Source organism: Chryseobacterium sp. GQ58, assembly GCF_059758895.1.
This window is the reverse complement of the sequence record NZ_JCAXEH010000010.1, coordinates 1-23,018: the sequence shown is the minus strand read 5'-3', so window position 1 is coordinate 23,018 and position 23,018 is coordinate 1. Positions and strand designations below refer to the sequence as shown.

Annotated in this window: 25 protein-coding genes; 9 read left to right on the top strand and 16 right to left on the bottom strand. The window is 33.9% G+C overall.

From position 1 onward, the window contains the following. Positions 1–53: 53 nt before the first annotated feature. On the bottom strand, positions 54–1,085 hold the full coding sequence (locus tag AC6CHK_RS15915) for a lysylphosphatidylglycerol synthase transmembrane domain-containing protein (RefSeq protein ID WP_498097840.1): 1,032 nt from the start codon (positions 1,083–1,085) through the stop codon (positions 54–56). Between the two features lie 4 nt (positions 1,086–1,089). Further along, positions 1,090–1,440 (bottom strand): aspartate 1-decarboxylase, encoded by a 351-nt coding sequence (gene panD, locus AC6CHK_RS15910; RefSeq protein WP_029294648.1) that lies wholly within the window; start codon positions 1,438–1,440, stop codon positions 1,090–1,092. A gap of 397 nt (positions 1,441–1,837) precedes the next feature. On the opposite strand from panD, the gene AC6CHK_RS15905 reads away from it, so the two are divergent. Continuing rightward, positions 1,838–2,128: an HU family DNA-binding protein gene (locus AC6CHK_RS15905; protein ID WP_498097837.1), complete on the top strand. Its 291-nt coding sequence runs from the start codon at positions 1,838–1,840 to the stop codon at positions 2,126–2,128. A 63-nt stretch (positions 2,129–2,191) separates the two neighbouring features. Here the strand turns inward: AC6CHK_RS15905 and pdxH are convergent, their stop codons facing one another. Then, positions 2,192–2,833 carry a pyridoxamine 5'-phosphate oxidase gene (gene pdxH / locus AC6CHK_RS15900; protein WP_498097835.1) on the bottom strand — a complete coding sequence of 214 codons (642 nt, stop codon included), beginning with the start codon at positions 2,831–2,833 and terminating at the stop codon, positions 2,192–2,194. Between the two features lie 23 nt (positions 2,834–2,856). Between pdxH and AC6CHK_RS15895 the strand changes: the two genes are divergently transcribed. Then, complete coding sequence (locus tag AC6CHK_RS15895) at positions 2,857–3,405, top strand: YqgE/AlgH family protein (protein WP_498097833.1); 549 nt, start codon at positions 2,857–2,859, stop codon at positions 3,403–3,405. A 248-nt stretch (positions 3,406–3,653) separates the two neighbouring features. On the opposite strand, the gene AC6CHK_RS15890 is transcribed toward AC6CHK_RS15895, so the two are convergent. The 12 genes from AC6CHK_RS15890 to AC6CHK_RS15835 all read right to left on the bottom strand — a co-directional run bounded on the left by AC6CHK_RS15890 (position 3,654) and on the right by AC6CHK_RS15835 (position 17,782). Continuing rightward, the gene (locus AC6CHK_RS15890; RefSeq protein WP_498097831.1) at positions 3,654–4,466 is read right to left on the bottom strand and encodes an aminotransferase class IV; all 813 of its coding nucleotides are present in this window, start codon (positions 4,464–4,466) and stop codon (positions 3,654–3,656) included. 77 nt (positions 4,467–4,543) lie between these two features. Next, complete coding sequence (locus AC6CHK_RS15885) at positions 4,544–4,930, bottom strand: START-like domain-containing protein (RefSeq protein ID WP_498097829.1); 387 nt, start codon at positions 4,928–4,930, stop codon at positions 4,544–4,546. Between the two features lie 198 nt (positions 4,931–5,128). Beyond that, a complete protein-coding gene (locus AC6CHK_RS15880) occupies positions 5,129–6,304 on the bottom strand; it encodes an aspartate aminotransferase family protein (RefSeq protein ID WP_498097827.1) in 1,176 nt (391 codons plus the stop codon). Positions 6,305–6,428: 124 nt separating this feature from the next. Continuing rightward, positions 6,429–6,917 carry a hypothetical protein gene (locus tag AC6CHK_RS15875; RefSeq protein WP_498097825.1) on the bottom strand — a complete coding sequence of 163 codons (489 nt, stop codon included), beginning with the start codon at positions 6,915–6,917 and terminating at the stop codon, positions 6,429–6,431. 180 nt (positions 6,918–7,097) lie between these two features. After that, positions 7,098–7,811, bottom strand: a complete 714-nt coding sequence (locus AC6CHK_RS15870) for a phage tail-like protein (protein ID WP_498097823.1) — start codon at positions 7,809–7,811, stop codon at positions 7,098–7,100. A 217-nt stretch (positions 7,812–8,028) separates the two neighbouring features. Further along, on the bottom strand, positions 8,029–9,597 hold the full coding sequence (locus tag AC6CHK_RS15865) for a helix-turn-helix domain-containing protein (protein WP_498097821.1): 1,569 nt from the start codon (positions 9,595–9,597) through the stop codon (positions 8,029–8,031). 219 nt (positions 9,598–9,816) lie between these two features. Then, positions 9,817–11,553: an OstA-like protein gene (locus tag AC6CHK_RS15860; protein ID WP_498097819.1), complete on the bottom strand. Its 1,737-nt coding sequence runs from the start codon at positions 11,551–11,553 to the stop codon at positions 9,817–9,819. A gap of 3 nt (positions 11,554–11,556) precedes the next feature. Continuing rightward, on the bottom strand, positions 11,557–12,030 hold the full coding sequence (locus AC6CHK_RS15855) for a Fur family transcriptional regulator (protein WP_498097817.1): 474 nt from the start codon (positions 12,028–12,030) through the stop codon (positions 11,557–11,559). Between the two features lie 65 nt (positions 12,031–12,095). Continuing rightward, the gene (locus tag AC6CHK_RS15850; RefSeq protein ID WP_498097815.1) at positions 12,096–14,087 is read right to left on the bottom strand and encodes a KUP/HAK/KT family potassium transporter; all 1,992 of its coding nucleotides are present in this window, start codon (positions 14,085–14,087) and stop codon (positions 12,096–12,098) included. Between the two features lie 107 nt (positions 14,088–14,194). Further along, positions 14,195–15,178 carry a pyruvate dehydrogenase complex E1 component subunit beta gene (locus tag AC6CHK_RS15845; RefSeq protein ID WP_498097813.1) on the bottom strand — a complete coding sequence of 328 codons (984 nt, stop codon included), beginning with the start codon at positions 15,176–15,178 and terminating at the stop codon, positions 14,195–14,197. 107 nt (positions 15,179–15,285) lie between these two features. After that, the gene (locus AC6CHK_RS15840) at positions 15,286–15,705 is read right to left on the bottom strand and encodes a DUF2147 domain-containing protein (protein ID WP_498097811.1); all 420 of its coding nucleotides are present in this window, start codon (positions 15,703–15,705) and stop codon (positions 15,286–15,288) included. Positions 15,706–15,853: 148 nt separating this feature from the next. Then, positions 15,854–17,782: an LTA synthase family protein gene (locus tag AC6CHK_RS15835; protein WP_498097809.1), complete on the bottom strand. Its 1,929-nt coding sequence runs from the start codon at positions 17,780–17,782 to the stop codon at positions 15,854–15,856. 89 nt (positions 17,783–17,871) lie between these two features. On the opposite strand from AC6CHK_RS15835, the gene AC6CHK_RS15830 reads away from it, so the two are divergent. The 5 genes from AC6CHK_RS15830 (at position 17,872) to AC6CHK_RS15810 (ending at position 21,119) form a co-directional block, all read left to right on the top strand. Next, positions 17,872–18,570, top strand: a complete 699-nt coding sequence (locus tag AC6CHK_RS15830; protein WP_498097807.1) for a CDP-alcohol phosphatidyltransferase family protein — start codon at positions 17,872–17,874, stop codon at positions 18,568–18,570. Positions 18,571–18,641: 71 nt separating this feature from the next. Further along, positions 18,642–19,406, top strand: coding sequence for an exonuclease domain-containing protein (locus AC6CHK_RS15825; protein ID WP_498097805.1), 765 nt, complete (start codon positions 18,642–18,644; stop codon positions 19,404–19,406). Between the two features lie 3 nt (positions 19,407–19,409). Next, positions 19,410–19,811, top strand: a complete 402-nt coding sequence (locus tag AC6CHK_RS15820; protein ID WP_498097803.1) for a putative signal transducing protein — start codon at positions 19,410–19,412, stop codon at positions 19,809–19,811. A 202-nt stretch (positions 19,812–20,013) separates the two neighbouring features. Next, complete coding sequence (locus tag AC6CHK_RS15815; RefSeq protein ID WP_498097801.1) at positions 20,014–20,619, top strand: fumarylacetoacetate hydrolase family protein; 606 nt, start codon at positions 20,014–20,016, stop codon at positions 20,617–20,619. 62 nt (positions 20,620–20,681) lie between these two features. Next, positions 20,682–21,119: a universal stress protein gene (locus tag AC6CHK_RS15810; protein ID WP_498097799.1), complete on the top strand. Its 438-nt coding sequence runs from the start codon at positions 20,682–20,684 to the stop codon at positions 21,117–21,119. Positions 21,120–21,188: 69 nt separating this feature from the next. Here the strand turns inward: AC6CHK_RS15810 and AC6CHK_RS15805 are convergent, their stop codons facing one another. Beyond that, positions 21,189–21,422: a hypothetical protein gene (locus AC6CHK_RS15805; protein WP_498097797.1), complete on the bottom strand. Its 234-nt coding sequence runs from the start codon at positions 21,420–21,422 to the stop codon at positions 21,189–21,191. Positions 21,423–21,464: 42 nt separating this feature from the next. Between AC6CHK_RS15805 and AC6CHK_RS15800 the strand changes: the two genes are divergently transcribed. Together AC6CHK_RS15800 and AC6CHK_RS15795 are read left to right on the top strand one after the other, a co-directional pair. Next, positions 21,465–22,370 carry a DUF6427 family protein gene (locus AC6CHK_RS15800; RefSeq protein ID WP_498097795.1) on the top strand — a complete coding sequence of 302 codons (906 nt, stop codon included), beginning with the start codon at positions 21,465–21,467 and terminating at the stop codon, positions 22,368–22,370. A gap of 10 nt (positions 22,371–22,380) precedes the next feature. After that, positions 22,381–22,965: a DUF3109 family protein gene (locus AC6CHK_RS15795; RefSeq protein WP_498097793.1), complete on the top strand. Its 585-nt coding sequence runs from the start codon at positions 22,381–22,383 to the stop codon at positions 22,963–22,965. Positions 22,966–23,018 lie beyond the last annotated feature (53 nt).

The window sequence follows — 23,018 nt, the reverse complement described above, 5'->3', positions numbered from 1 at the left end:
TAAAAAAGCCCAATCAGAAAGATCAGGCAGTATATTTTATTAAAAAATGAAATTTAGAGAGGTTTTATTTCAGTTTCAGCTTCCATTTTATTTCGGGCTTTTGCCAACATGGGAATTGACAACAATCCTGTAATAAGCATTATGACAATTTGCAGAGGCAAAGAAATAAAGGAATAAGTCAGTCCGATTTCAGCGCCAAGTTCAGCACTTTTTCCCATTGAAATAAATAAAGCCATAAAGCCATATTTCATTGCAAGATTGAATGCTCCGATTCCTCCACTTGCGGGAACGATCATTCCCAAAGTTCCGATAACAATGATGAAAAATCCGTCGGCAATAGTAAAATGAGAAGTTTCAGGCAAAGCAAAGCACACCAAATAAGCCGCCATAAAATAGCAAATCCAGATTCCTGCGGTGTATAGAATAAATTTTACTTTCTGCTTTAGTTTAAATATCGAGGTTAAACCCTGAAGAATTCCGTCAATAAAATTGATGATCTTATCTAAAACCGGAACTTTTGAAAGTCTATTTTTAAATATAAAAAAAAGAACTGTCGCCAAGATTAATCCTGCAACAATAATTATAACTTTATTGGAATTGATGTTGATATCTGAATTTTCGTAAAATGACAGAAAAACATCATATTTAAAAATCAAAGTCAATCCTAAAAACCCTAACATACAGATCAGATCAACCACTCTTTCCAGAATAATTGTTCCGAAAGACTGATCGACAGGCACTTTTTCAACTCCGTACAAAGCTGTTGCGCGAGCCACCTCGCCACTTCGTGGAATCGTAAGATTCATAAGGTAACCGAAAGAGATTGTCCAGAATGCATTAGAATTTGAGATTTTGTGCCCCATTGGCTCCAACAAAAGATTCCATCGGATCGCCCTGAACCAATAAGCAAGAACTCCAAAAACAGCCGCAAATATTACCCAAAGATAATTTGCTTTTGCTAAAGATTTCTGTACCACTTCAAAATCAAAACCTTTGAGAGCGAGCCACAAAAAGAAGCCTGCAAACGCAAGCGAAACGACAATCGTAAGAATTGATTTTAATGGGTTTTTAGTTTTATTTTTCATTGGATCAGGTAAGAAGATTGGTTTTCTCGTCCGGGAAAACAATTTTCGGCTGAAAATCCTTGGCTTCTTCGGGAGTCATCTGTGCATAAGCAATAATGATAATGATGTCATCTCGCTGCACTTTTCTTGCTGCAGGACCATTGAGACAAACTTCTCCGGATTTTCTTTTTCCTTTGATGACATAAGTGTCAAAACGCTCTCCATTGTTTACATTAACGATATAAACTCTTTCTCCAACGACCAAACCAGCTGCTTCTATCAAGTCTTCATCAATGGTGATGCTTCCTATATAATTGAGATCCGAAGCCGTCACTCTTACTCTGTGAATCTTCGATTTGAATACTTCTATTAACATAATGCAAATTTATTAATAATATTTAATAAAATGATTTAAAACTAAATTTTACAAATACTGATAAAGAAGGATATTTTTGATGACAAACAAAATATTTAATTTTTTATTTGTCAAGTTGATAAGTATATTCTAAAAAACATGAATACTTCATACAGAATTTAGGATTTAATAAATTCGCCAATTAATATTAAATTTTCTTCAAAGTCAATAAACATAAGGAGTTGGCACAATTTTAGTTTCTCGAAACCTAGATTTTTCGTGAAAAATGGAATTATGATATTTTAATTGTTTTCCAGTAAAAACAAAAAAATCCGACAAGTTTTTAGAAAAAATTTGCACAATTTTAAAATTGTTTTATATTTGCTATAATTACTAACTAACTTTTAATATAAGAATTATGAACAAGTCTGAATTAATCGACGCAATCGCTAAAGATGCAGGTATCACTAAAGTTGCAGCAAAGGCTGCTTTAGAATCTTTTATCTCAAATGTTACAACAACTTTGAAAGCAAAAGACGGAAAAGTTTCTTTGGTAGGTTTCGGTACTTTCTCAGTATCTGAAAGAGCTGCTAGACAAGGTATCAACCCTGCAACTAAAAAACCAATTAAAATTGCAGCTAAGAAAGTTGCCAAATTTAAAGCGGGTGCCGATTTAGCTCTTGCCGTTTCGGGTGCTAAGAAAAAATAATCAACTCTGATTATAAAAAGTAAGCCTCATCTTCATCGGATGAGGTTTTTTTTTCTAATTCAATTAAGGCGCCAAGCGCGAAATCCTCCAATCTATATCAATCAATTCGTAGAGAATCCGGTCGTGAAGTCTGTTTGGTCTTCCTTGCCAAAACTCTATTTCATAAGGCTTTGCAATGTATCCTCCCCAGTTTTCAGGTCTTGGAACTTCAGTGTTTTCAAACTTTCTTTCCAGTTCAATTAATTTCTTTTCCAAAAAATCCCTGTTTGGAATAACCTGGCTTTGTGGTGAAACTGCGGCGCCCAACTGACTTCCTTTTGGTCTTGAATGAAAGTATCCGTCACTTAAATTTTTGGCAATTTTCTCAAGATCTGCTTTTATAATAATCTGCCTTTCCAGACCGGGCCAGAAAAAATGCAGGCAAGCTTTATGATTTTTCGCAATGGCTTTACCTTTTCTGCTTTCATAATTTGTATAAAAAATAAAACCTTCGTATGTATATTCTTTCAGCAAAACCATTCTCGTTCTTGGGCAGCCGTCATCTTCCAAAGTAGAAACTGCCATCGCATTAGCTTCATATATTGCAGGATTTTCAGAAGCATCTAAAAACCAATCCCTGAATTGCTCCATCGGATTTTCTTTAATCTCACTTTCAATAAGTTGAGATTTTTCGTAGATTTTTCTTTTGTCGTGCAGGTTTTCCATATTTTTTTTTATTAAATTTGAGTATGCATTACTCGTACAAAGGTAAAATATTAATTTCCACACCTGATATTTCCGGAGACATTTTTTCCAGATCAGTGGTACTTATCGTAGAGCATAACGAAAATGGTGCTTTCGGTTTGATTTTGAATAAAAAGAACAGTAAAATGAGCAATAAGTTCAAAAATTTCTTTGATTTTAATATCGCTGTTTACGACGGAGGACCTGTGGAAAATGATAAAGTATTTTTCATCATTAAAGGTAAAAAAGTTACTGATCTTTATACAGAAATCAATAATGAGTTTTACCTTACAGAAGATGTTGAAAAAATAGTAAGTTCCGTAATAAGCAATGAAATAACTGTTGACGATATAAAAATTTTCTCGGGATATTCCGGTTGGAGCGCATTGCAGCTGGATAATGAAGTGAGTCGTAAAATGTGGACTGTTGTAGAGGTTTACAACTTAGATTATACTCTTCCGAATGATCAGACTTTATGGAAATCGATCATGCAAAACCTTGGCGGTGAATACCTTTTATGGGCAAATTCTCCGGACGACATTTCATTAAATTAATTTAGATTTAATTAACATATTTTTAAGTTATCCTTAACCAATTTTTAAGAAAGAAATTCCGTTCTTTGATAAACTAAAAATTGATGAATAAACGAGATCGAAATATCTTAGTTTAAGAACCAAACAGAAAAAGAAATTACTGAAAAATGGTGGATTTAATTAACGAAAAATAATAAAATACACTTTCTGATTGTATCAGAATAAAACCCGGTAAAGGACTTCACTGTTGTTTACCGGGTTTGTCAATTTTAATTAAAACTCTTTTTCCAGTTTTCAATTAATTCTGTAAAACGTATGTTTTCAAAAGTTTTGTTTCTGATTTTCTTTACAGAAAAAATACCTTTTTCGTCAGAAATCATTAAAATCTCTTCAGCCTTTTGCGATTCAAAAGCAATAATCTCATGTTCCTGAATATCGGCAAGATTATTCTTATGTAAAAATGTAACAAAATTTTCCATTAAAGGCGAAATATAAGCTCCTTCAGACTGTTTTACAGCTTTTATTATATTACCTTCCAAAAACAATAAATTCCCTGTAATAGAACGCGCAATTCTTTTGTTTGGATTAAGCAAAATCACCTCATCAAGATCATTTTCCTGAGCATAAATTTCCGCATAAATGTTTTCCGGACAATGGACTCTGATGTTGCTCAGCAAATTATTATTTACATTAATTTCTTTTATTAAATCGAGCTCCAAAGGCCTTTGATGTATAGAAAGCACATCATCCATTTTATTGATCTCAAAATAATATGAAACTGAAGATTTCGCTAAAGTAACTCCATCCGAATTTCTGAAAACAAGAAAATTGATAATGCCGTTTTCCACACTTTTTTCCTGAATAACTTTTTCATTAAAAAGCGTCTGAAAAAATTCTAATGTATAGGTAAGCGGAATATTCATCCTCATCTTCCGCATAGAAGCCATCAGGAAAAAATAACATTCTTCATCCATGATCAGCTTTGAGTTTCTTACAAAAAATGAAACTTTCACGGCATCTCCCAAAAGAAATGCTCTGTTTTTCAATTGTAAGTCTTCCGAAGTAAAATATGTATTTTCCAAAGTATAATTGTTTATAAAAAAATAATGAACGATAAATCGTTCATCAGTTTTACATTATTACGGCGCAGCCTAATAAATTAAGCAGCACCCAATTTTATTCTAAGATTTTCGATAAGATTTTCCCAATACATTGCGTTTTCTTCTTCATCACCTTCTTCACAAAAATCTGTAATATTCAGAGCAAGGTCTTCTGTGATATCATCAATTGTGATGGTCATTTCGAAGAAGTTTTTGGTACCTTCATCTTCTTCCCATCTGAAACGCACGAAACCTTCAGGCTTATATCTGATCAAAGTTGCTTTTTCGGCAGGACCACCACCCCAACTAAAATAGAAATCGTCTCCCTTCTCGATCACTTCATCTGCAAACCATTCAGACAATCCCTCGGCACTTGCCAAATATTCATACAAAATCTCTGAAAGACAATGCATTGGGAATTCGTAATGGACTTTATGTTTCGCCATATAACTTGTTTTTAACGTGACGCAATATATAAATTAATTTTTTTATTACACAAAAATGTATTTACTTTTTTGTACAATATGAATGATATTTATCAGAAATCTTTGTTAAAATTTTTCTTTCAAATATTTTGCTTTTAAATTTAGAATAATCAGCCGATAAAACAGCTTATTTTAAGGGATTTTATATGCAATCCATTTTTAATTTTCATTTAAAACATCCAAAATAATCTGGCAGCCTTCGGTGATTTCTTCTTTAGAAATCGTCAATGGCGGAGAAATTCTCAAATATTCGTTTCTGTACAATTGCCAAAATACGACAAGGCCTTTTTCCATACATTTTTTTGCAATATCTAAAGTATATTCAGGTGTTCCCAGATTCACAGCAAGCATCAGTCCTTTACCATTGATATTTTTAATTTTCGGATGCACCAAAAGTTCTCTGAATAGTTTTTCTTTCTCGGCAACTTCATTCATCAGGTCACTTTCAAGAACTTCTTTTAAAGTAGCGTGAGAAGCGGCAGCAATCAAAGGATTTCCGCCAAAAGTCGTGATATGTCCCAATTTTGGTGAATGAGAAAGCGACTCCATAATTTCTCGGGAACTCATAAAAGCGCCAACCGGAACACCTCCGCCCATGCCTTTTCCCATCACAAGAATATCGGGAACAATGCCGAAATGTTCAAAAGAAAACAATTTTCCGGTTCTCCCAAATCCCGGCTGAATTTCGTCCAAAATTAAAAGTGCGCCAACTTCTTCGCATCTCTTTTTTAGCTTTATTAAATAATCGTCATTCGGAACTAAAAATCCCGCTGCACCCTGAATGGTTTCAAGAATTACACAAGCGGTTTTTTCGGTAATCTTATCGAAATCATTTTCATTATTAAATTCAATAAAAGAAACCATTGGCAATAAAGGACGAAATTCCCTTTTGTGAACTTCATTACCTGAAACGCTTAAAGCGCCGTGCGTATTTCCATGATAAGAATTTTTGAAAGAAACAATTTCTTCTCTTCCTGTATATCTTTTGGCTAATTTTAAACTTCCGTCGATCGCTTCGGCTCCACTGTTGACCAAATAAGTCACTTCAAGCGGCTCCGGAGTCGCTTCTGCAAGCAATCTGCACAATTCTACAGGTTTTTCCTGAGCATATTCGCCATAAACCATCACATGAAGATATTTGTCGGCTTGATCCTTAATTGCATTGACGATTTTTGGATGCGAATGTCCTAAAGTGTTGGCCGAAACTCCCGCAACAAAATCAAGATACTTCTTTCCGTTTTTACCGAAAATATAACTTCCTTCTGCTTTTTCCACTTCAAAACCTGCTGCAAATTGTGTTGTTTGGGCCTGATATTTAAAAAAATCTTTTTGCATTTGCTTGTATGAAATTTTAGGCAAAGCTAAAAAACATTCACTAAACACCGAAATAATAATTACAGTAAAAATCTGAGCACATCCAAAAGAATGAGCCCAGATAACAAAAAATAAAGGTAATAAATTATGAAGTTGTATCGCCAAGTCTATAAAACAAGACTTGCGTAGACTGATCATCTAAAGTCATTCCGGCACCTTCACAATCTCCAGATTGGCCTCTTCCCAAATTAATCAACCAGGTTGTTTCTGTTGGTATTAAGGTAACGTAAGTAATAGCGCCGCCATGATTTGACAAAGCATTTTCTTTATGATAGGCTGTAGAATGGATTCTATGTCTTGCATTCGGATCATTTGTGGGAAACTCTACAAAATAAGAGCTTATATTGCATGCTGTATTATGAGTCGCTTCGTAAACAAGCGTGATCTGGTATATACCCGGAGGTATTGTTACTTCTGATGTATTGGGATTAAAAGCAAAACCCTCAATAGAATTTGCAACTACTTCCATATTAGAAATAATATCACCTTCACCTATTTGAGCATTCTTTAAAAAGTCAACCTGATCTGTTTTTAATCGAACTACTACAGGCAGCGGTATTGAAGTTCTTTGCAATGGAACTGTTTTTAACTGACCATTTTGAGAATCTGCAACAACAAAATGATCACTTTTACTTCCCTCATTATTATTAATATTTGTAACAAAAACAGAATCAGAAACCGTTCCTCCGTATACTCTTAATTTTTCGTTGTTTGAAGTTTGTGCCGGTGCTTGTGTTCCATTTCCAATTGCAACTCAGCTATCATTTGGAGTTTTCTTTACAGCAGTAATTATATTAGCCCTTGTTGAGTCATCATCACCTGTGCCAACAGAAAAAACAGAACCATCGGTAATTTTATTATATTGCCCGACAGCAGTTTCAGCGGTATTTTTAGCTGAGATTCCGTTACCCAAAGCAACAGAATAATTACCTGAAGCTTCATTGTTGTTACCCAAAGCCACAGAATTGGTTCCTATTGCACCTCTTTGGTTTGATCCGGCGCGCAAAGTGCCTTCTACATCAAAAGTTGTAGTATTATTACCATCTGAATAAGCAGTATTTTTTCCCAATGAAATACTTCCGCTGTGATAGATATTCTGATTGTTTTCTGTAGCCGGCAAAATTGTGCCTTGCACTAGCCATGATTCTTTTTTCTGAATAGGCTGCCAGGTCGCACCATTAAAATAATAAAACCCTGTTTCGTCAATATTGACAGCCGTTCCGGTCTGTGAGCCTGTATTGATATTGTTTACATATATTAAGGTAGAAATTTCTACACCATTCATAGATTGTGCCCTTTCACGATCTACTCTTGGTATCAGAATACCTTCCGGATTCTTGCTGGTGCCTGTTTTACTTTTAGCCGCAACATGAAGTGTGGCTTTAGGATCTGTATTATTGATTCCCACCTGCGAAAAAAACAATCCTGATGAAAGCAAAAACACTGAAAAAATTATTTTCTTTTTCATTTTTTAAATTTGTATTTAGTTTATTTTAGTCTTTTCGAAATAATTTCTTAAGTTGAATTCTATATTACAGAACAGTAAATTGAAGCTGATTTATATTAAATAGCTATTACTTTTATTTCGGTGCAAAGGTAGATTTTCGAGAACCGTGTTTCTAATTTGTTTATATCGTGATTCCGGAATTACACAAAAGTGTAAAACATAAACAATTGATAACGTTTTATTTACAACCTTCTGAATTATGCTTTTTTAGATTTGATATAAAAGCAGAAGGAGATATTTCCATTTCTTTTGTGAAAATTTTGGTAAAATGGCTATGCGATGAGAACCCGCTTATTTCAGAAAGATAGTTGATTTTATATTTAAGAGTTTCAGGATTTTTGTATAGAAGTTCAACAACAAATTTTATCTTCAGACCATTGATATAATCATTAAAATTTTTTCCTCTGTTTTCCTTTATTAAATAATTGATGTATTTCTGATTGGTATCTAAAATGGAAGCAAGATTATTCAGAGTAAAATTTTTAGCAGTATAATCAGTTCCTTTTTCAAAGTTCTCAATTTTTTCAAGGAGTTCTGATTCCTTTTCCGGAGACATTATTTTTGGCTTATTATCTTGAGAAAATTCTGTTGTGGTTTTTATAGTTTCTTCAACTTTAGCTTCTTCTTTTTTGATATTATTTTTTTCAAGATCTGAAATTATTTTTCCGAATTGTAATTTCAGCCTTTTATTTTTCCGGTAGCTGAAATATGCATAGAAAAGAATGATCACAACTAAAAAACAAGCTAATATTGCCAATGTTTTCTTGTAATTATTGTGCCGGCGGATCGTTTTATTTTGTCTGTCTGTTTCCTCGGCTATGGCTTTTACATTTTCAGACCTTATTTTATCTTTTAGATCTACAAACTCATCAAATAGCTGGTCTTTTCCCTCAACATCATCTATTCGTGATTTGAATCGCTGTTCTGTAATAATGGTCTGTATTGATCTGTTTTTTGTTTTTTGTGCTGCATTTTTAGCTTTATCAAAATAAAATTTACTTAGCTCAACATCGCCTTCTTTTGCGTAGATGATTGCTTTAGACAAAAAGTAAATCTCAATCCTGTAATGAGCAAAATGATACTTTTCATGGCTTTCTTCGTACTTTTCTATCTGTATTTTGGCATTTCGAAGATCATTACAAAGCAGATAATCCAGCGCCAGATAACTTCTGCAAATCGCTTCCTGTATACGATCGATCGTGTCATGACTTTTTTTATAAGTATCCTGTATTGATTCAATGATTTTTTTTCTGTTGGGAATGGCCTCGCAGTATTTTTTTTCTTCTTCCAAAAAGTCGGTTTCAATAAATAAAATTAAATTCTGATATCTGGAATTCTTTATCTGAAGAGCTATTTGTTGAGCTTTGTTCAACTTTTTATCAGCTTGAGCTACCATTCCCGATCTTTTATAAGCTATTGCCAACAGATAGTTTGCCATAAAATGATCGCCGCTTTTACTGTCTATCTTCCAGAATAATGAATCTGCCTTTTTTGAATAATAAATTCCTTTGCTGTAGTTCCCCATTTTAATATAACCGTCGGCCAAACGATAATAAGCTTTTGCTTTTTCTTCATCAGTTTTGGCCAACTTGAGCATTCTTTCGCCTGCAGAAACAATTTCATCAGCTCCCGAAGTAGATTTGTAATATAAATAATACAATTCCTTATCTGACTTTATATCAGAAGTATTTTGGGCATTACAGAATACCAGCAATATCAAAGCTATGTAAGTAAAGGCTTTCTTCATTATTCAAAGCACAACAATTGATTTCATCGTTTAACTTTAAGACTCATAAACATTTATAAATAACTATTAAAATTTAATTTTGATAAAAAAAAAATAAATAAATATTAATTTTTGTTAAAACTATAACTTTTTAATGAAACTTTAAAATTTTTGTGATAATAGTGAAATATGCGAATTTTTCAAACAAAAAAGCCAGCTTAATTATAAACTGGCTTTTTCTTATTTTCTAACCCTTTTCGGTTTCTTGGCTTCTTCTTTTGCTTTTTCTTTATCGATAATTTCCTGAGCCTGATTGAAGAGTGTATCTTCGGATTCATATTTTATCTCTTCATAATTTGGCGTGCCAACCAGAATGTCCTGCCATTTTTTGATCCGGTCTTTGGTATTCCAGTTAAAATCCGGGAACTTCTTTTTGTCGGGACCAATTTTACTCATCGGATAAGTGGAAGATTGCGCTCCGATACTGCACGAAATGATTTGTAATGCTTGATTCTCAAACAAAGCACCAATAATTCCGCAAGAAGAAAGCGTGATTCCTATTCTTTCGTTTTGTTTTGTTTTCTCATTAAAATCGTCGGCATAAGTAATGGATTGTGCATTTCCTATTACTTTTACTTCTTTGATATCTTTTCCTTCATAGTATACGCTCATCAGTTTACCTTTCACCTGGTTAAACTCATCTTTCATATTCAACGAATCTGCTTTGCTGATCGCAAAACCATTTCCGATTACTTTTAAAGAATCTATATTTTCGGTTTCTGTATTGAAATAAGCTTCTACTTTATCACCTGTCACCTGTTTTTGTCCGCTCCACAAAATCGGGTCAGTATACATATGCATCACGCCATCGGTTTCGTTGAACGCAATAGAATCTGCTCTTCCCTGTGCATTTGATTTATAAATTCTTGCTTTTTTAAAAGCTCGCAAATAACTTTTTTTAATGTTGGCTGAATCTAATTTTTGATAAGAAAGTATTTTTTCAGCGGCAAAATATATTGAATCTTTTTCAAGAATCTTAACCGCATAAGGACCTTTGGTTACCATTGCAGAATCCTGCTTTTGATAAATCTCTCCGTAGCCGCCTTTCAGATATCTTTTTTCTAAAGGATCATCCAGCGTTACATTTCCTGTAGCCTTTCCGAAACCTGTAATCTGATTAAAATACATTTCATCTCCCGTAAGAATTTTATCATTATAATGAATTCTTGAATTTTTAGTCAAAAAAGATTCTTTTGTATTCAGATTATGGGTTCCTTTTTCTGTGTAGATACGGTTTTTAGGATTTTTTTTGTTCGTAATATTGGTAGGTCCATTGATATCTACAATATTCGTATTTTGATTCTGAACTACATTTCTTCCTTCCAAAGTATATTCAGGATCCTCAATTCTGACATCGCCGGTAAGATCAATTGTACGCGAAGTCAAATTGTATGTCGCAGATTTTGAATAGGTTATACTTTTACCGTCATTTATTGTCCCACCGGTATTATAATAAGCTAAATTTGAAACCCGGTCATAATACATGGTTTCCGTTTTAATGACTGTACCTTTTGGATCATTAAGAACTACATTTTTTCTTGCAACTCCTTTTTGGGTATTTCCGTCGTACTCCATCTCTGAAGCGGTGATTACCGAGCCGTCTGTATTCTGAAGCTTTGTATTTCCGATAGCTTTTACAAAATTTTCCTCGTCGTACATTACCACCTCATCCGCCGTCAAGATAGAACCCTGATGCTCAATTTGTACATTTCCCACCAAATATCTGTTTCCGTCATATTTGGTATCTTTTTTAATTTCGTTGGCATTTATGATTTTGACCTTATTATTCAGGTTTGATTTTTGCGGCTGATTTTTTACGGGATTTTGTAAAAAAGGATCTCTTTGCGCAGGCTTAGGCTTATCCTGTGCAAATATGAACGTAGAAAATAAAATGAATATAAAAAAAAATATTCTCATTGATTAATCATTCTTGGTGCCATAAAAATACAGCGAATGCGAATCAATTTTTACGCCAAAAGCCTCTTCTATTGCTTCCTTAATTCCCTGAATTCGAGGGTCACAAAACTCAATAATCTCTTGGATTTCTTTATCAGAATCTTTTTTGTAAATCACCAAATGATCGTGCTGTTTATCAAAATAAGATTTTTCGTAAGATGAAGAAGTAAGCGTTTTTTCTCCAAACTGATGCTTTCTGATCAAGCCCGCGTCCAGAAAAATTTCTATCGTATTATAAATCGTCGCTTTAGAAACATGATACTTTTTCTGCATCATCAAAAGATACAGATCATCCACGTTGAAGTGATGATCCATATTATAGATTTCTTCTAAAATCGTATATCGTTCGGGTGTGTTACGAAAGCCTTTCTCTAAAAGGTAATTTCTTAACACCTCTTTTATTAAAGTTATATTTTTTTCTTTTTGTAAAGTATCCATCAAAAAATTTATACTACAAATTTATCGATTTTTATTTAAATGAAATCGGTCTTCTGACTTCTCAATTAAAAATCGCGTCTAAAAAATTCTGACTTCTCTATTTTTTTTGCAGGAACCGCTTCTTCTGTAAGCGGAGCAGATTCTACCACAACATTGTGCGAAGTTACGCCCCATGCTTTAAAGTCGTCGCTTCCTATATATTTCACAAAATTGTAAAGGTTGAGCGTGATTTTTTGTTTTACCGTTAAAAGAATATCGTTGATATAGGTGTTATCAATAATCACATATTTCAAATCCGGCGGAATATTATGAGCTCTGAGTGAAGGATGACTGCTTCTTGAAGGAATAACGCCGTCATTCATCATATCTTTTAGCACCATTTTGAAATAATCGTTTATTCTTCTGTCTATCTTAAATCCTAAAAGAAAATTAACTTTATAAATTGTTCCCGGAAGAATTTCGTCAATACTATATTTAAAAGTGTACGGATCTTCTTGATTTACAATACTTAATATAAAATAATGATCGGCTCTTTTTGGCTGTTTTTTGATAATGGAATAGATTATTTTTGCTTCTACTTCATCATTTCTCTTTGCTCTGCTCAAATAAGCCAGGTTGGTACAATATTTTGGAATGGTTTCATCCAACTTCATATCTTTAATAATAGAAACATATTTATCAATTTTAACAAAATTAATGAAGTTTGCTTTTATCAATCGTCCGTTATACCACGCATACATACATACCGCAATGAAACCTCCTAAAACCATTGTCAGCCAGCCGCCATCCATAAATTTGATTACGTTTGCATAGAAAAACCCTGATTCCAGGAAAATATAAACCATCGCAAACCCTATAATGAAAAGCTTGTTTACTCTTGTTCGGCTTAGCCAGAAAATAAGTAAAACTGTAGTCATCAGCATCGTAATGGTAATTGTCAGCCCGTATGCCGCTTCCATTTTTTCGGATTCTTTAAAGAAAATAACGACCACAAAACACAAAACCATCAACCCCCAATTGATTCTCGGGATGTACATTTGCCCTTTTATCCCTGAAGGATATTCGATATGCTGATTGGGCCAGAATGATATTGACATTGCTTCGGAAAACATGGTAAATGAACCTGTAATAACAGCCTGGCTTGCAATGATTGCCGCAGCTGTAGCCAAAATTACTCCCGGTAAAACAGCCCATTCGGGCATGATTCCAAAAAAAGGATTTACCCCGGAAAAAACTGATTTATAATTATCCAATAACCAAGCACCTTGCCCTAAATAATTTAAAATAAGCATCAGCTTCACAAAAAACCAACTCACCCGGATGTTTTTCGCACCGCAATGCCCCAAATCCGAATATAAGGCTTCAGCTCCCGTGGTACATAAAAACACCGCTCCCATGATTATAATTGCGCTTGGCGAATGGGTAATCAGGTTATAGGCATAAACCGGATTAAAAGCTTTTAAGATCTCAATATGATCGACAATATGTATCGAACCGAAAATACCCAAAACCAAAAACCAGGTTACCATTATCGGCCCGAAAAACTTCCCAATAGAAGCCGTCCCAAACTGCTGAACCAAAAACACAATAAATAAAATAAAGAGTGTAATATAGACAACAGGCGTTTCGGGATTATAAATTTTCAAGCCTTCAATAGCCGACATTACGGTCAAAGATGGCGTTATCACACTATCCGCAACCAAAGTAGAGGCCCCGATAATAGCGATGACGTAAAGCCATTTTTTCTTAAGTTTTTTTACTAACGAATAAAGGGCCAAGATTCCACCTTCTCCTTTGTTATCCGCTTTTAGGGCAATAATAACATATTTGATTGTGGTTTGAAGCGTTAATGTCCAGATGATACATGAAAGCGCACCTTCAATATATTCATCAAACGGCATTGAGGCTCCATCCTTCCTTGCATTCACAATGGCTTTCATTACGTAAAGCGGTGAGGTACCAATATCTCCGAAGACAATTCCCAGAGAAACAATAACTCCTACAAATGAAAGTTTTTTGAGATCTATATGATGACCTCCTTCTGTAACTTCTGCCATGCCAGCTAATTATTTTTAAAGGTGCAAATTTATACTAAATTTATCACCCTCAATCTTTTTAGTGATGAATAGAATAAATGAAAAAACTTCCTTTCGGAAGTTTTTCTCTATGATTTAATGTACATCGCTTTTTTGATTTCTTCTTTTACTTTTTCAAGTTTCGGGAACCATTCTGCAAATAAAGCTGCTGAATATGGCGCCGGAGCATCAGGAGTAGTAATTCTCTTAATCGGGGCATCCAGATAATCGAATGCTTTTTGCTGTACCATATACGTAATCTCCGAAGATATTGAAGCGAACGGCCAAGCCTCTTCCAAAATTACCAATCTGTTTGTTTTCTTTACAGAAGTCAAAACAGTATCAAAATCTAAAGGACGAACTGTTCTCAAATCAATCACTTCTACAGAAATACCTTCTTTGGCTAGATCTTCTGCCGCCTGAATGGCCAATTTCATTATTTTCCCGAAAGAAACTAAAGTTACATCTTTACCTTCTCTTTTAATATCCGCTTTTCCTATTGGTAAATAATATTCTTCTTCAGGAATTTCCATTTTATCACCATACATCTGTTCAGATTCCATGAAAATTACAGGGTCATTATCCTGAATTGCAGTTTTCAACAATCCTTTTGCATCGTAAGGGTTTGAAGGAACCACTACTTTAAGACCCGGTGTATTGGCAAACCAGTTTTCAAAAGCCTGAGAGTGTGTAGCTCCCAATTGACCTGCTGAAGCTGTTGGCCCACGGAAAACGATCGGACAATTCCACTGGCCGCCACTCATCTGGCGTATTTTTGCTGCATTGTTGATAATCTGATCAATACCCACCAAAGCGAAATTGAACGTCATATACTCTACAATTGGCCTGTTGCCATTCATCGCAGCTCCTACAGCAATCCCTGTAAAACCAAGCTCTGCAATAGGGGTATCGATTACTCTTTTAGCACCAAACTCATCCAGCATTCCTTTTGAAGCTTTGTATGCACCGTTGTATTCTGCAACTTCTTCTCCCATTAAAAAAATGGATTCGTCTTTACGCATTTCCTCGCTCATTGCTTGTGCAATTACCTCACGAAAAGTATATTCTGCCATATTTACTTGAAAAATTTAGACTACAAAAATAGTATTTTTTTATTATAAACATAACAAAAAAAGGCATCTCATGAGAGATACCTTTGTTAAATCTTATTTTCGATTGTTTAGTCTAGCTTATGCCATGTTTGCGTTCTTCCTAATAAAGAAAAACCTACATATCCTCTTACATTCAGCTTATCTCCATTTCTTGTGATTGTACATTTATAACTTTTCCCTGTTTTAGGATCAGTAACCGTTCCATTTGTAAATTCATCTCCATCTTTTACCAAACCTCTGATAATTTCAAGCCCTACCAATGGCTTCCCTTTTCTGTCATCTTTACAGGCAACACAGGTCGGGTTAGCAGTTTTAGTCAATAACTGAGATATTTTACCATAGTATTTACCATCAGATTTTTTATATATTTCTACGATAGATTTTGCCTGGTTTGTTTCGTCATCTATTGTTTTCCATTTGCCTTCAATTTGTGCAAAAGACATTACACTAAATAGAGAAAGTACAAAGGTTGCTAATAATTTTTTCATATTTTTAAGTTTAATTATAATATATAGATTCTAAATTTCTTCAATAGTTAAAAATATAAATTAATTTTAAACAAACAAACATATTTGTTATCCTTTGCATATATAAAAGCAAAAATAGGCGTTTTAAAAATTAAACATCTTAAAAAAATCAGTTTAGTTTTCTGTTGATCACTCGATTCATATAATCCTGATACCAGGCTTTTGCAATCAATTTGCCTTTTTCTGTTTCGGCAGATTCTAATTTTTCATTTAAGTTATTTTCCAGCCCCAAATCCATTTTGTCATAAATACCGATGATATTTTTTCCGTCGAAGCGATAAATATAATTTCCGATGATAAACTGCTCAGATGTTCCGTCTGAATTCACAATCAGCGACGGATAAGCTTTGTCACTCAATAGGCTTCTGCCCCAGCTTCTTATTTTTTTATTGTAGCCGATCAAATCTGCCAAAGTAGGATAAATGTCGATCTGTTGGGCAAATTCGTTGTTTACGCCTTTGAAATTATATTTAGGATTTGCTGAATAAAACATCAGCGGTACAGCAAATCGGTTCATTGCTTTTTCGTATTCAGAATAGTAAATCTGATTGGGATGATCTCCCGTAAAAACAAATATGGTGTTATTGAACCAAGGCTGCTTTTTGGCGGTCTCAAAATATTTTTTTATCGAATAATCGGTGTATTGCATCGGCTCATGCATCTGAACATTTCCTTTTTTAAATTTCCCGTTGTACTTTTCAGGAACTTTGAAAGGATGATGCGAAGAAGCCGTAAAAACAGTCGCCATAAAAGGCTTTTTCTTTCCTACATTTTTTGCAAAATACTGTAAAAATGGCTCGTCCCAAATCGCCCACATTCCGTCAAAATCTTCATTATGATTGTATTCGTCTTTTCCGAAATAATGTTTGAATCCTAAAATATTTCCAAAGCCTAAAAATCCCATCGAGCCGTTTGGTGCACCATGGTAAAACGACGTATCATATCCCAAATCATTACAAACGGAAACAATGGACTGAATTTTCTGGTTTGAATAAGGCGAACTCGTAAAAGCATCCGTCAAACTCGGAATGCCCGCCAAAATACTGCTCATCCCGTGAATCGATTGTCTTCCGTTGGCAAAAGTATTTGGAAAAATCAGGCTTTCATTGGCCAAGCTGTCGATAAATGGCGTGTAAGAAACATAATCTTTTATATTTTTATCTTTATTAAAAGCTCCGGAATATTCTCTTCCAAAAGATTCGACAATAAAAATAACGACATTTGGCTTATCTTCAACTTGTCTGTTGTAGATTTTATATGGCTGAATATTTTCGTTAATAAATTTTTCATCAACAAAATTAACTTCCCTGAAATTGTTGCTTCCCAAAGTCCTGAAAAATGAAAAAGTACTGTTCAGAACCATATTCGCCTGCAAAGGAGTTTTTACAAACTTGTTGGCGTCTACCAAATTGATCGGTCTTGTGCTGTGCTTGAAATCTCCGCGAATTCCTCCAACTGCCAAAACAGCAACTACGCAAAGGCTTAAAACCGACAAAAGGAAATAAGGAAAAAGCTTTACGGGTTTTCTTTCAGTAACTTTTACTTTTTTGTAAAGGAAAATCCAGAGAAACATCAAAACCAAAAACCAAAGCAAAACAAAAGGATGCTCTTTCGTTGAAACCGTGAAAACTTTAAAAATATTAGATTCATTTTTAGCCACCTGAAAAGCCGCCAAAGTAAGTCTCGTCTGAGAAAATTTATAATAAATAAAATCTCCGAAATTCATCGAATAAGCAATTCCGTTGGTGATAAAATACACCCAGAAAAGAATTTTCTGATATATTTTTTTCGTATTGATGATAATCGGAATTAAGCTCAGAAAAATAAATAAAGCGTTGACATACAAAATCGCCGTAAGATCGAATGCAATTCCATGAAAAGCAAGACTGAAATAATCTGCCACGCTGTCTATTTTTATTAAATCTTTATTGAAAAACCAAAACAGGAATCTTGCAATCTGATAAAAAACAAAAGCCAGAAAAATCCTGTAACACAGAATCAGGATTTCTTGTTTTCTAAATTCGTTAAAAAATTTCATGGCGCAAATTTAAGCTAAATTCATATTAATGTAATTTTTAGTTCATATTAATTAAGGCTGAAATTTTTAAAAAATGTAATTTTGCCTTTATGAATTTCATTAAAAATAATCTGGCCAACGCCATCACGCTTGGCAACTTATTTTCGGGCTGCATCGGAGCTGTGCATTTGCTTTTGGGCGATTATCAAACGACCGCAATCTGCATTATCATTTCGTTGGTTTTAGATTTTTTTGACGGATTTGTAGCAAGGGCTTTAAAGGCCAATTCCAATTTGGGAACTCAGCTCGATTCGCTTGCAGATATGATAAGTTTTGGTTTGATTCCGGGATTGACGATGTTTGTGGCTTTAACTCAAAACAATTTTAGTGAAATTCCTTGGTATTATTATTTAGGATTTGTGATCACGCTTTTTTCATGTTTGAGATTGGCAATTTTTAATTTGGATGAAGACCAGAAATATTATTTTAAAGGTTTGAATACACCTTCCAACACCATTTTGATCTTTGGATTGTTTTACGCTTTTAAGGAAACTCAAAGCTTTTCTTTTCTTTTCGAAAATGAGATTTATTTATTGATTCTTTCGGCCGTTTCGTCGTGGCTTTTAATAAGTCCGATCAAAATGATTGCTATGAAATTCAAATCGATGAAGCTGCAGGATAATTATCCGAAATTGGCTTTATTAATTGGTGCAATTCTTATTTTAATTATATTTAAAACAGTCGGAATTCCGATTGTGATTCTTTATTATATTTTAATTTCAATAGTATTTCAAAAACAACTTAAATAGTTATGAATGATGAGTTATAAGTCATTAGCTAAAACTCATCATTTATAATTCATAACTTATAACTCTTAAAAATGAATTTAAAACTCTATAAACCGCTTTGTATTTTTGATCTTGAAACAACCGGAACCAACATCGGAAAAGACAGAATTGTTGAAATCTGCATTTTAAAAGTAAATCCCGATTCGTCAAGAGAAAGCAAAACATGGCGTGTAAATCCTGAAATGCCGATCCCGAAAGAATGCAGCGAAATTCACGGAATTTATGATGAAGATATCAAAGACGCTCCTACTTTTAAAGAAATTGCCCCAAAAGTAGTTGAAATGATTACCGGCGCAGATTTGGGAGGTTTTAATTCAAACAGATTTGATGTTCCTTTATTGGCTGAAGAATTGTTGCGTGCAGAATTTGATTTTGATTTAAATAAATTCAAATTGGTTGATGCACAAACGATTTTCCATAAAATGGAACCTAGAAACTTAAGTGCTGCTTATAATTTCTACTGCGGAAAATCTTTAGAAAATGCACATTCTGCCGAAGCCGATGTTTTGGCTACTTTTGAAGTTTTGGACGCTCAGGTCGGAAAGTACGAAAGTGTACCAAAAGAAATTAATGCATTAAGCGAATTCAGCTTTCACAATAAAAATGCTGATTTGGCAGGTTTTATTGGTTTTAACGAAAAAAATATTGAAGTTTTCAATTTCGGAAAATATAAAGGTCAAGGCGTAAAAGACATTTTCAAAAAAGATTTAGGCTATTACGGATGGCTTCAGAATGCAGATTTTCCGCTGTATACAAAGAAAGTTTTCACTAAAATTCAGCTATCAAGTAAATTTTAAAAGATGAGTGATTTAGTTAAGTTTAAGTTTTACGAAACGGCTCTTGAAGCCAACAGAGACAAACAAATCTTGGCTGAAAGCGGCGTGAATAGTTTCATTGCCAACGAACAGCTTATTCAGTCGGATTGGTTGCTTTCACAGGCTGTTGGCGGAATTCAGTTGCAGGTTTTTGAAGATGATCTTGAAAAAGCAACAAAAATTTTGCAGGATTATCAGGAAAACGAAAAATTTTCTCTTGAAGTAGATCACACCGTAGAAAACCCGGAATTTGATTTTGTGTGCCCGAAATGCGGCTCAAATCACATTTACAGAGACGATAAATCAACGAGCTTTTTTGGAATTTCACTTTTAACGAGCCATAAATTCATTTGCTATTATTGTGAGAATGAATTTACACATGAATAAACTTACAATTATCATTCTGAACGAAGTGAAGAATCTTTAACTTAATAATCTTAATTACTAAACTTTATCTTAATGGTGAAATTTAAAACATTAAGGTTCTCTTAAGTTGTTAAGAATATTAAGAGATTGCTTCGATTGTTTTAATGACAATATTTAACTAAATAAAAGATTGCTTCGCCTTTGGCTCGCAATGACAAAAATTATGAAAATAATCTGCATAGGAAGAAATTACGTCGAGCACGCAAAAGAATTGGGAAATGCCATTCCCGACAAACCTGTAATCTTCATGAAACCCGATACGGCGGTTTTAAAAGGAAATGATTTTTACATTCCCGAATTTTCAAATGATGTGCATTATGAACTTGAAGTTGTGGTGAAAATCTCAAAAGGAGGAAAATACATCCAAAAAGAAGTGGCGCAAAAGCATTATGAAGAAATCGGCTTGGGAATAGATTTTACAGCAAGAGATCTTCAAAGCGAATTAAAATCCAAAGGTTTGCCTTGGGAGCTGGCCAAAGGTTTTGACGGATCTGCTGTTGTAGGAAATTTCTTCAAAAAAGAAAATTATGATCTTGAGAATCTTCAGTTTTCTTTGCTTAAAAATAAAGAGCAGGTACAGTTGGGAAATACAAAAGATATGATGTTTAAAATAGACGATATCATTGCGTTTGTTTCTCAGTATTTTACTTTAAGGGTTGGCGATCTCATCTTTACAGGAACTCCGGAAGGTGTAGGAAAAATATCCGAAAATGATGTTTTGGAAGCTTATCTTGAGGATGAAAAAACTTTAGATATTCGAATTTTATAATTTTTTAACCTTTGTTTTCTCTATTTTTTCATATCTTTAAATGACAATATAAATATGAAATCATGATAAACATTGTATTGCCAGTAGATTTTGGCGAAAAAACAGATCAGCTTGTAGACGGAGCAGTTCAGTTTGCAAAACAGGTCAATGGAAAGATCAACCTAATACACGTGGCTCCTACAGACATCGGTTTTGCGATCGGAGACATGGGATATCAATATTTTCCGGAAGTTGAAGAAAACGAAATAAGAGAAGAGCTTGTACTTTTAAATAAAATCAATCAGAGAATTTTGGCTCAAAATGTAGAATGTGAGCATCTTCTGAAACAAGGTATCGCAAAAGATATTATATTGGAATATGCCCAAACCAAAAATGCAGATTTCATCGTCATGGGCTCGCACGGAAGAAGCGGAATTTATGACGTTTTTGTAGGCAGTCTTACAAAAGGGCTTACAAAAAGTTCTCCGGTTCCTGTTTTAGTACTTCCGATACATGATTAAATTTAATAGTTAATATAAAAAAGACCGATCAAAAATTTTGACCGGTCTTTTTACTATATAACCAATTAATTAACCTTCTTTTTTGTAGATCGTAGGATCGTAATAAGGGTTTTTGCCCTCAGTTGGAGAATAATATTCTTTGTCTTTGTCTCCACCAAGTGTTACCAGCAAGACATAGCACCAATATGTAAATAATACACAACAAACGATAAATAAAATCCAGTTGAGTACGTTTCCAAAGGTTTCGAAAAACCCAAAAGACCATTTGAAAACATCACTTAAGAATAGAAAGAAAGACGTCATTATTTTCCTTTTTTAAATTAACTTTGCACAAATTTATAAAAAATGTTTAGATTACTTTCAAAAGAAAGCAATATTTTTTCAATTCCTGTTTATATTGGTTTTCTTCTTTTAGTAGTTATTATATTTAATATACTGAATTTCAACACATACGAATCAATTATTGCCGGAATCACTTTTTTAGGAATTGCCTTGGCATATTTTTGTTTTAATACAATTGCGCTCAATTACCATACACATTTGCCTTTATTTTTGTATTCATTTTTTATATTTGGACTTTATCCCGGCACATTGGATATCGGAATCGCCGTTGCGCTTCTTACCAACTCCTTTCTTTTACTTCTTCTCACAAGTACCGATGAAGATCTCAGGAAGAAATCGTATGTTTTGGTAGGCTCAATTTTAGCTTTGAATTTTATTTTTCTTCCTACAACCTGGCCGATGATCTTTTTTGTGCTGATTCATTTAATTGTAACTTCTCAAAGAATTGCCTTAAATATTTTCAGGTTTATTTTGGGAATGGGACTTATTGCGATAAGCTATTTTTCGGTGATGCTTTTCTTACAGTTTAATGACTGGAATGCTGATTACATCCCTTTCGGCAAAATGAAACTCATTACTGATTATTCCGAGCTTTTCCCTTTAACCCCGATGCTTTTAATGCTTATTTATGCCATTTACGATCATTTTAGACATTACAATAAAAAAAGCCCAATAAGCCGATACAAATACACTTTTGTGCTTGTATTTTCTCTTGCCCAGCTCATTACGATTATTTTGTATATGAATGATGATTACGAATATTTATTACTTTTAGCTTTTCCGGCAACCATTATTCTGAGCAGAATGCTGAAATTCTTACCTAAATACTGGATGCAGGAAATCGGTTTCTGGATTATTATATTCAGTTTGATTTTTTATAAGGCCGGAACTCACTTCAATTTATTTTAAAAAAAAGATTATGATTCAAATAGATGATAAATTAATTTCTGAAGATATATTTTCTGAAGAATTTGTCTGCAACCTCAGCAAATGTAAAGGCGCATGCTGCGTGGAAGGCGATGTTGGCGCTCCGCTGGACAAAGACGAAATTGAAATTTTAGACCGTATTTTCGATAAAGTAAAGCCATTTTTAACGGCAGAAGGCGTGAAAGCTTTGGAAGAACAAGGAACCTGGACGACCGACCCAATGGACGGAATGCTGGTAACCCCAATGGTAGAAGACCGCGAATGTGCATATGTGACTTATGATGAAAAAGGAATCACAAAATGCGGAATCGAAAAAGCATATGAAGCCGGTGCTGTTGATTGGCAAAAGCCGATTTCCTGTCATCTTTATCCTATCAGAATTACCGAATATTCTACTTTTTCGGCTTTAAATTATCATGAATGGAATGTGTGCAGTGATGCCTGTACTTTAGGAAAAGAGTTGCAGGTTCCCGTTTATAAGTTTCTAAAAACTCCGCTGACGAGAAAATACGGTGAAGAATTCTACACTACGTTAAGCGATGTTGCCGAAGAATGGAAAAAAGAATATGGAGCATAATAATGATGGCTCAGTTAATTAAAATTATTTAGTTTTCAGGTAGATTATAAAAC

What these genes read in the sequence shown, in the direction of transcription:
- AC6CHK_RS15795 (WP_498097793.1), top strand. Translation starts at nt 22,381, where the DNA reads ATGATTCAAATAGATGATAAATTAATTTCTGAAGATATATTTTCTGAA.
- AC6CHK_RS15870 (WP_498097823.1), bottom strand. Translation starts at nt 7,811, where the DNA reads ATGAAAAAGAAAATAATTTTTTCAGTGTTTTTGCTTTCATCAGGATTG.
- AC6CHK_RS15850 (WP_498097815.1), bottom strand. Translation starts at nt 14,087, where the DNA reads ATGGCAGAAGTTACAGAAGGAGGTCATCATATAGATCTCAAAAAACTT.
- panD (WP_029294648.1), bottom strand. Translation starts at nt 1,440, where the DNA reads ATGTTAATAGAAGTATTCAAATCGAAGATTCACAGAGTAAGAGTGACG.
- AC6CHK_RS15855 (WP_498097817.1), bottom strand. Translation starts at nt 12,030, where the DNA reads ATGGATACTTTACAAAAAGAAAAAAATATAACTTTAATAAAAGAGGTG.
- AC6CHK_RS15915 (WP_498097840.1), bottom strand. Translation starts at nt 1,085, where the DNA reads ATGAAAAATAAAACTAAAAACCCATTAAAATCAATTCTTACGATTGTC.
- AC6CHK_RS15810 (WP_498097799.1), top strand. Translation starts at nt 20,682, where the DNA reads ATGATAAACATTGTATTGCCAGTAGATTTTGGCGAAAAAACAGATCAG.
- AC6CHK_RS15865 (WP_498097821.1), bottom strand. Translation starts at nt 9,597, where the DNA reads ATGAAGAAAGCCTTTACTTACATAGCTTTGATATTGCTGGTATTCTGT.
- AC6CHK_RS15830 (WP_498097807.1), top strand. Translation starts at nt 17,872, where the DNA reads ATGAATTTCATTAAAAATAATCTGGCCAACGCCATCACGCTTGGCAAC.
- AC6CHK_RS15845 (WP_498097813.1), bottom strand. Translation starts at nt 15,178, where the DNA reads ATGGCAGAATATACTTTTCGTGAGGTAATTGCACAAGCAATGAGCGAG.
- AC6CHK_RS15835 (WP_498097809.1), bottom strand. Translation starts at nt 17,782, where the DNA reads ATGAAATTTTTTAACGAATTTAGAAAACAAGAAATCCTGATTCTGTGT.
- AC6CHK_RS15905 (WP_498097837.1), top strand. Translation starts at nt 1,838, where the DNA reads ATGAACAAGTCTGAATTAATCGACGCAATCGCTAAAGATGCAGGTATC.
- AC6CHK_RS15800 (WP_498097795.1), top strand. Translation starts at nt 21,465, where the DNA reads ATGTTTAGATTACTTTCAAAAGAAAGCAATATTTTTTCAATTCCTGTT.
- AC6CHK_RS15860 (WP_498097819.1), bottom strand. Translation starts at nt 11,553, where the DNA reads ATGAGAATATTTTTTTTTATATTCATTTTATTTTCTACGTTCATATTT.
- AC6CHK_RS15825 (WP_498097805.1), top strand. Translation starts at nt 18,642, where the DNA reads ATGAATTTAAAACTCTATAAACCGCTTTGTATTTTTGATCTTGAAACA.
- AC6CHK_RS15885 (WP_498097829.1), bottom strand. Translation starts at nt 4,930, where the DNA reads ATGGCGAAACATAAAGTCCATTACGAATTCCCAATGCATTGTCTTTCA.
- AC6CHK_RS15815 (WP_498097801.1), top strand. Translation starts at nt 20,014, where the DNA reads ATGAAAATAATCTGCATAGGAAGAAATTACGTCGAGCACGCAAAAGAA.
- AC6CHK_RS15880 (WP_498097827.1), bottom strand. Translation starts at nt 6,304, where the DNA reads ATGCAAAAAGATTTTTTTAAATATCAGGCCCAAACAACACAATTTGCA.
- AC6CHK_RS15895 (WP_498097833.1), top strand. Translation starts at nt 2,857, where the DNA reads ATGCATTACTCGTACAAAGGTAAAATATTAATTTCCACACCTGATATT.
- AC6CHK_RS15805 (WP_498097797.1), bottom strand. Translation starts at nt 21,422, where the DNA reads ATGACGTCTTTCTTTCTATTCTTAAGTGATGTTTTCAAATGGTCTTTT.
- pdxH (WP_498097835.1), bottom strand. Translation starts at nt 2,833, where the DNA reads ATGGAAAACCTGCACGACAAAAGAAAAATCTACGAAAAATCTCAACTT.
- AC6CHK_RS15840 (WP_498097811.1), bottom strand. Translation starts at nt 15,705, where the DNA reads ATGAAAAAATTATTAGCAACCTTTGTACTTTCTCTATTTAGTGTAATG.
- AC6CHK_RS15820 (WP_498097803.1), top strand. Translation starts at nt 19,410, where the DNA reads ATGAGTGATTTAGTTAAGTTTAAGTTTTACGAAACGGCTCTTGAAGCC.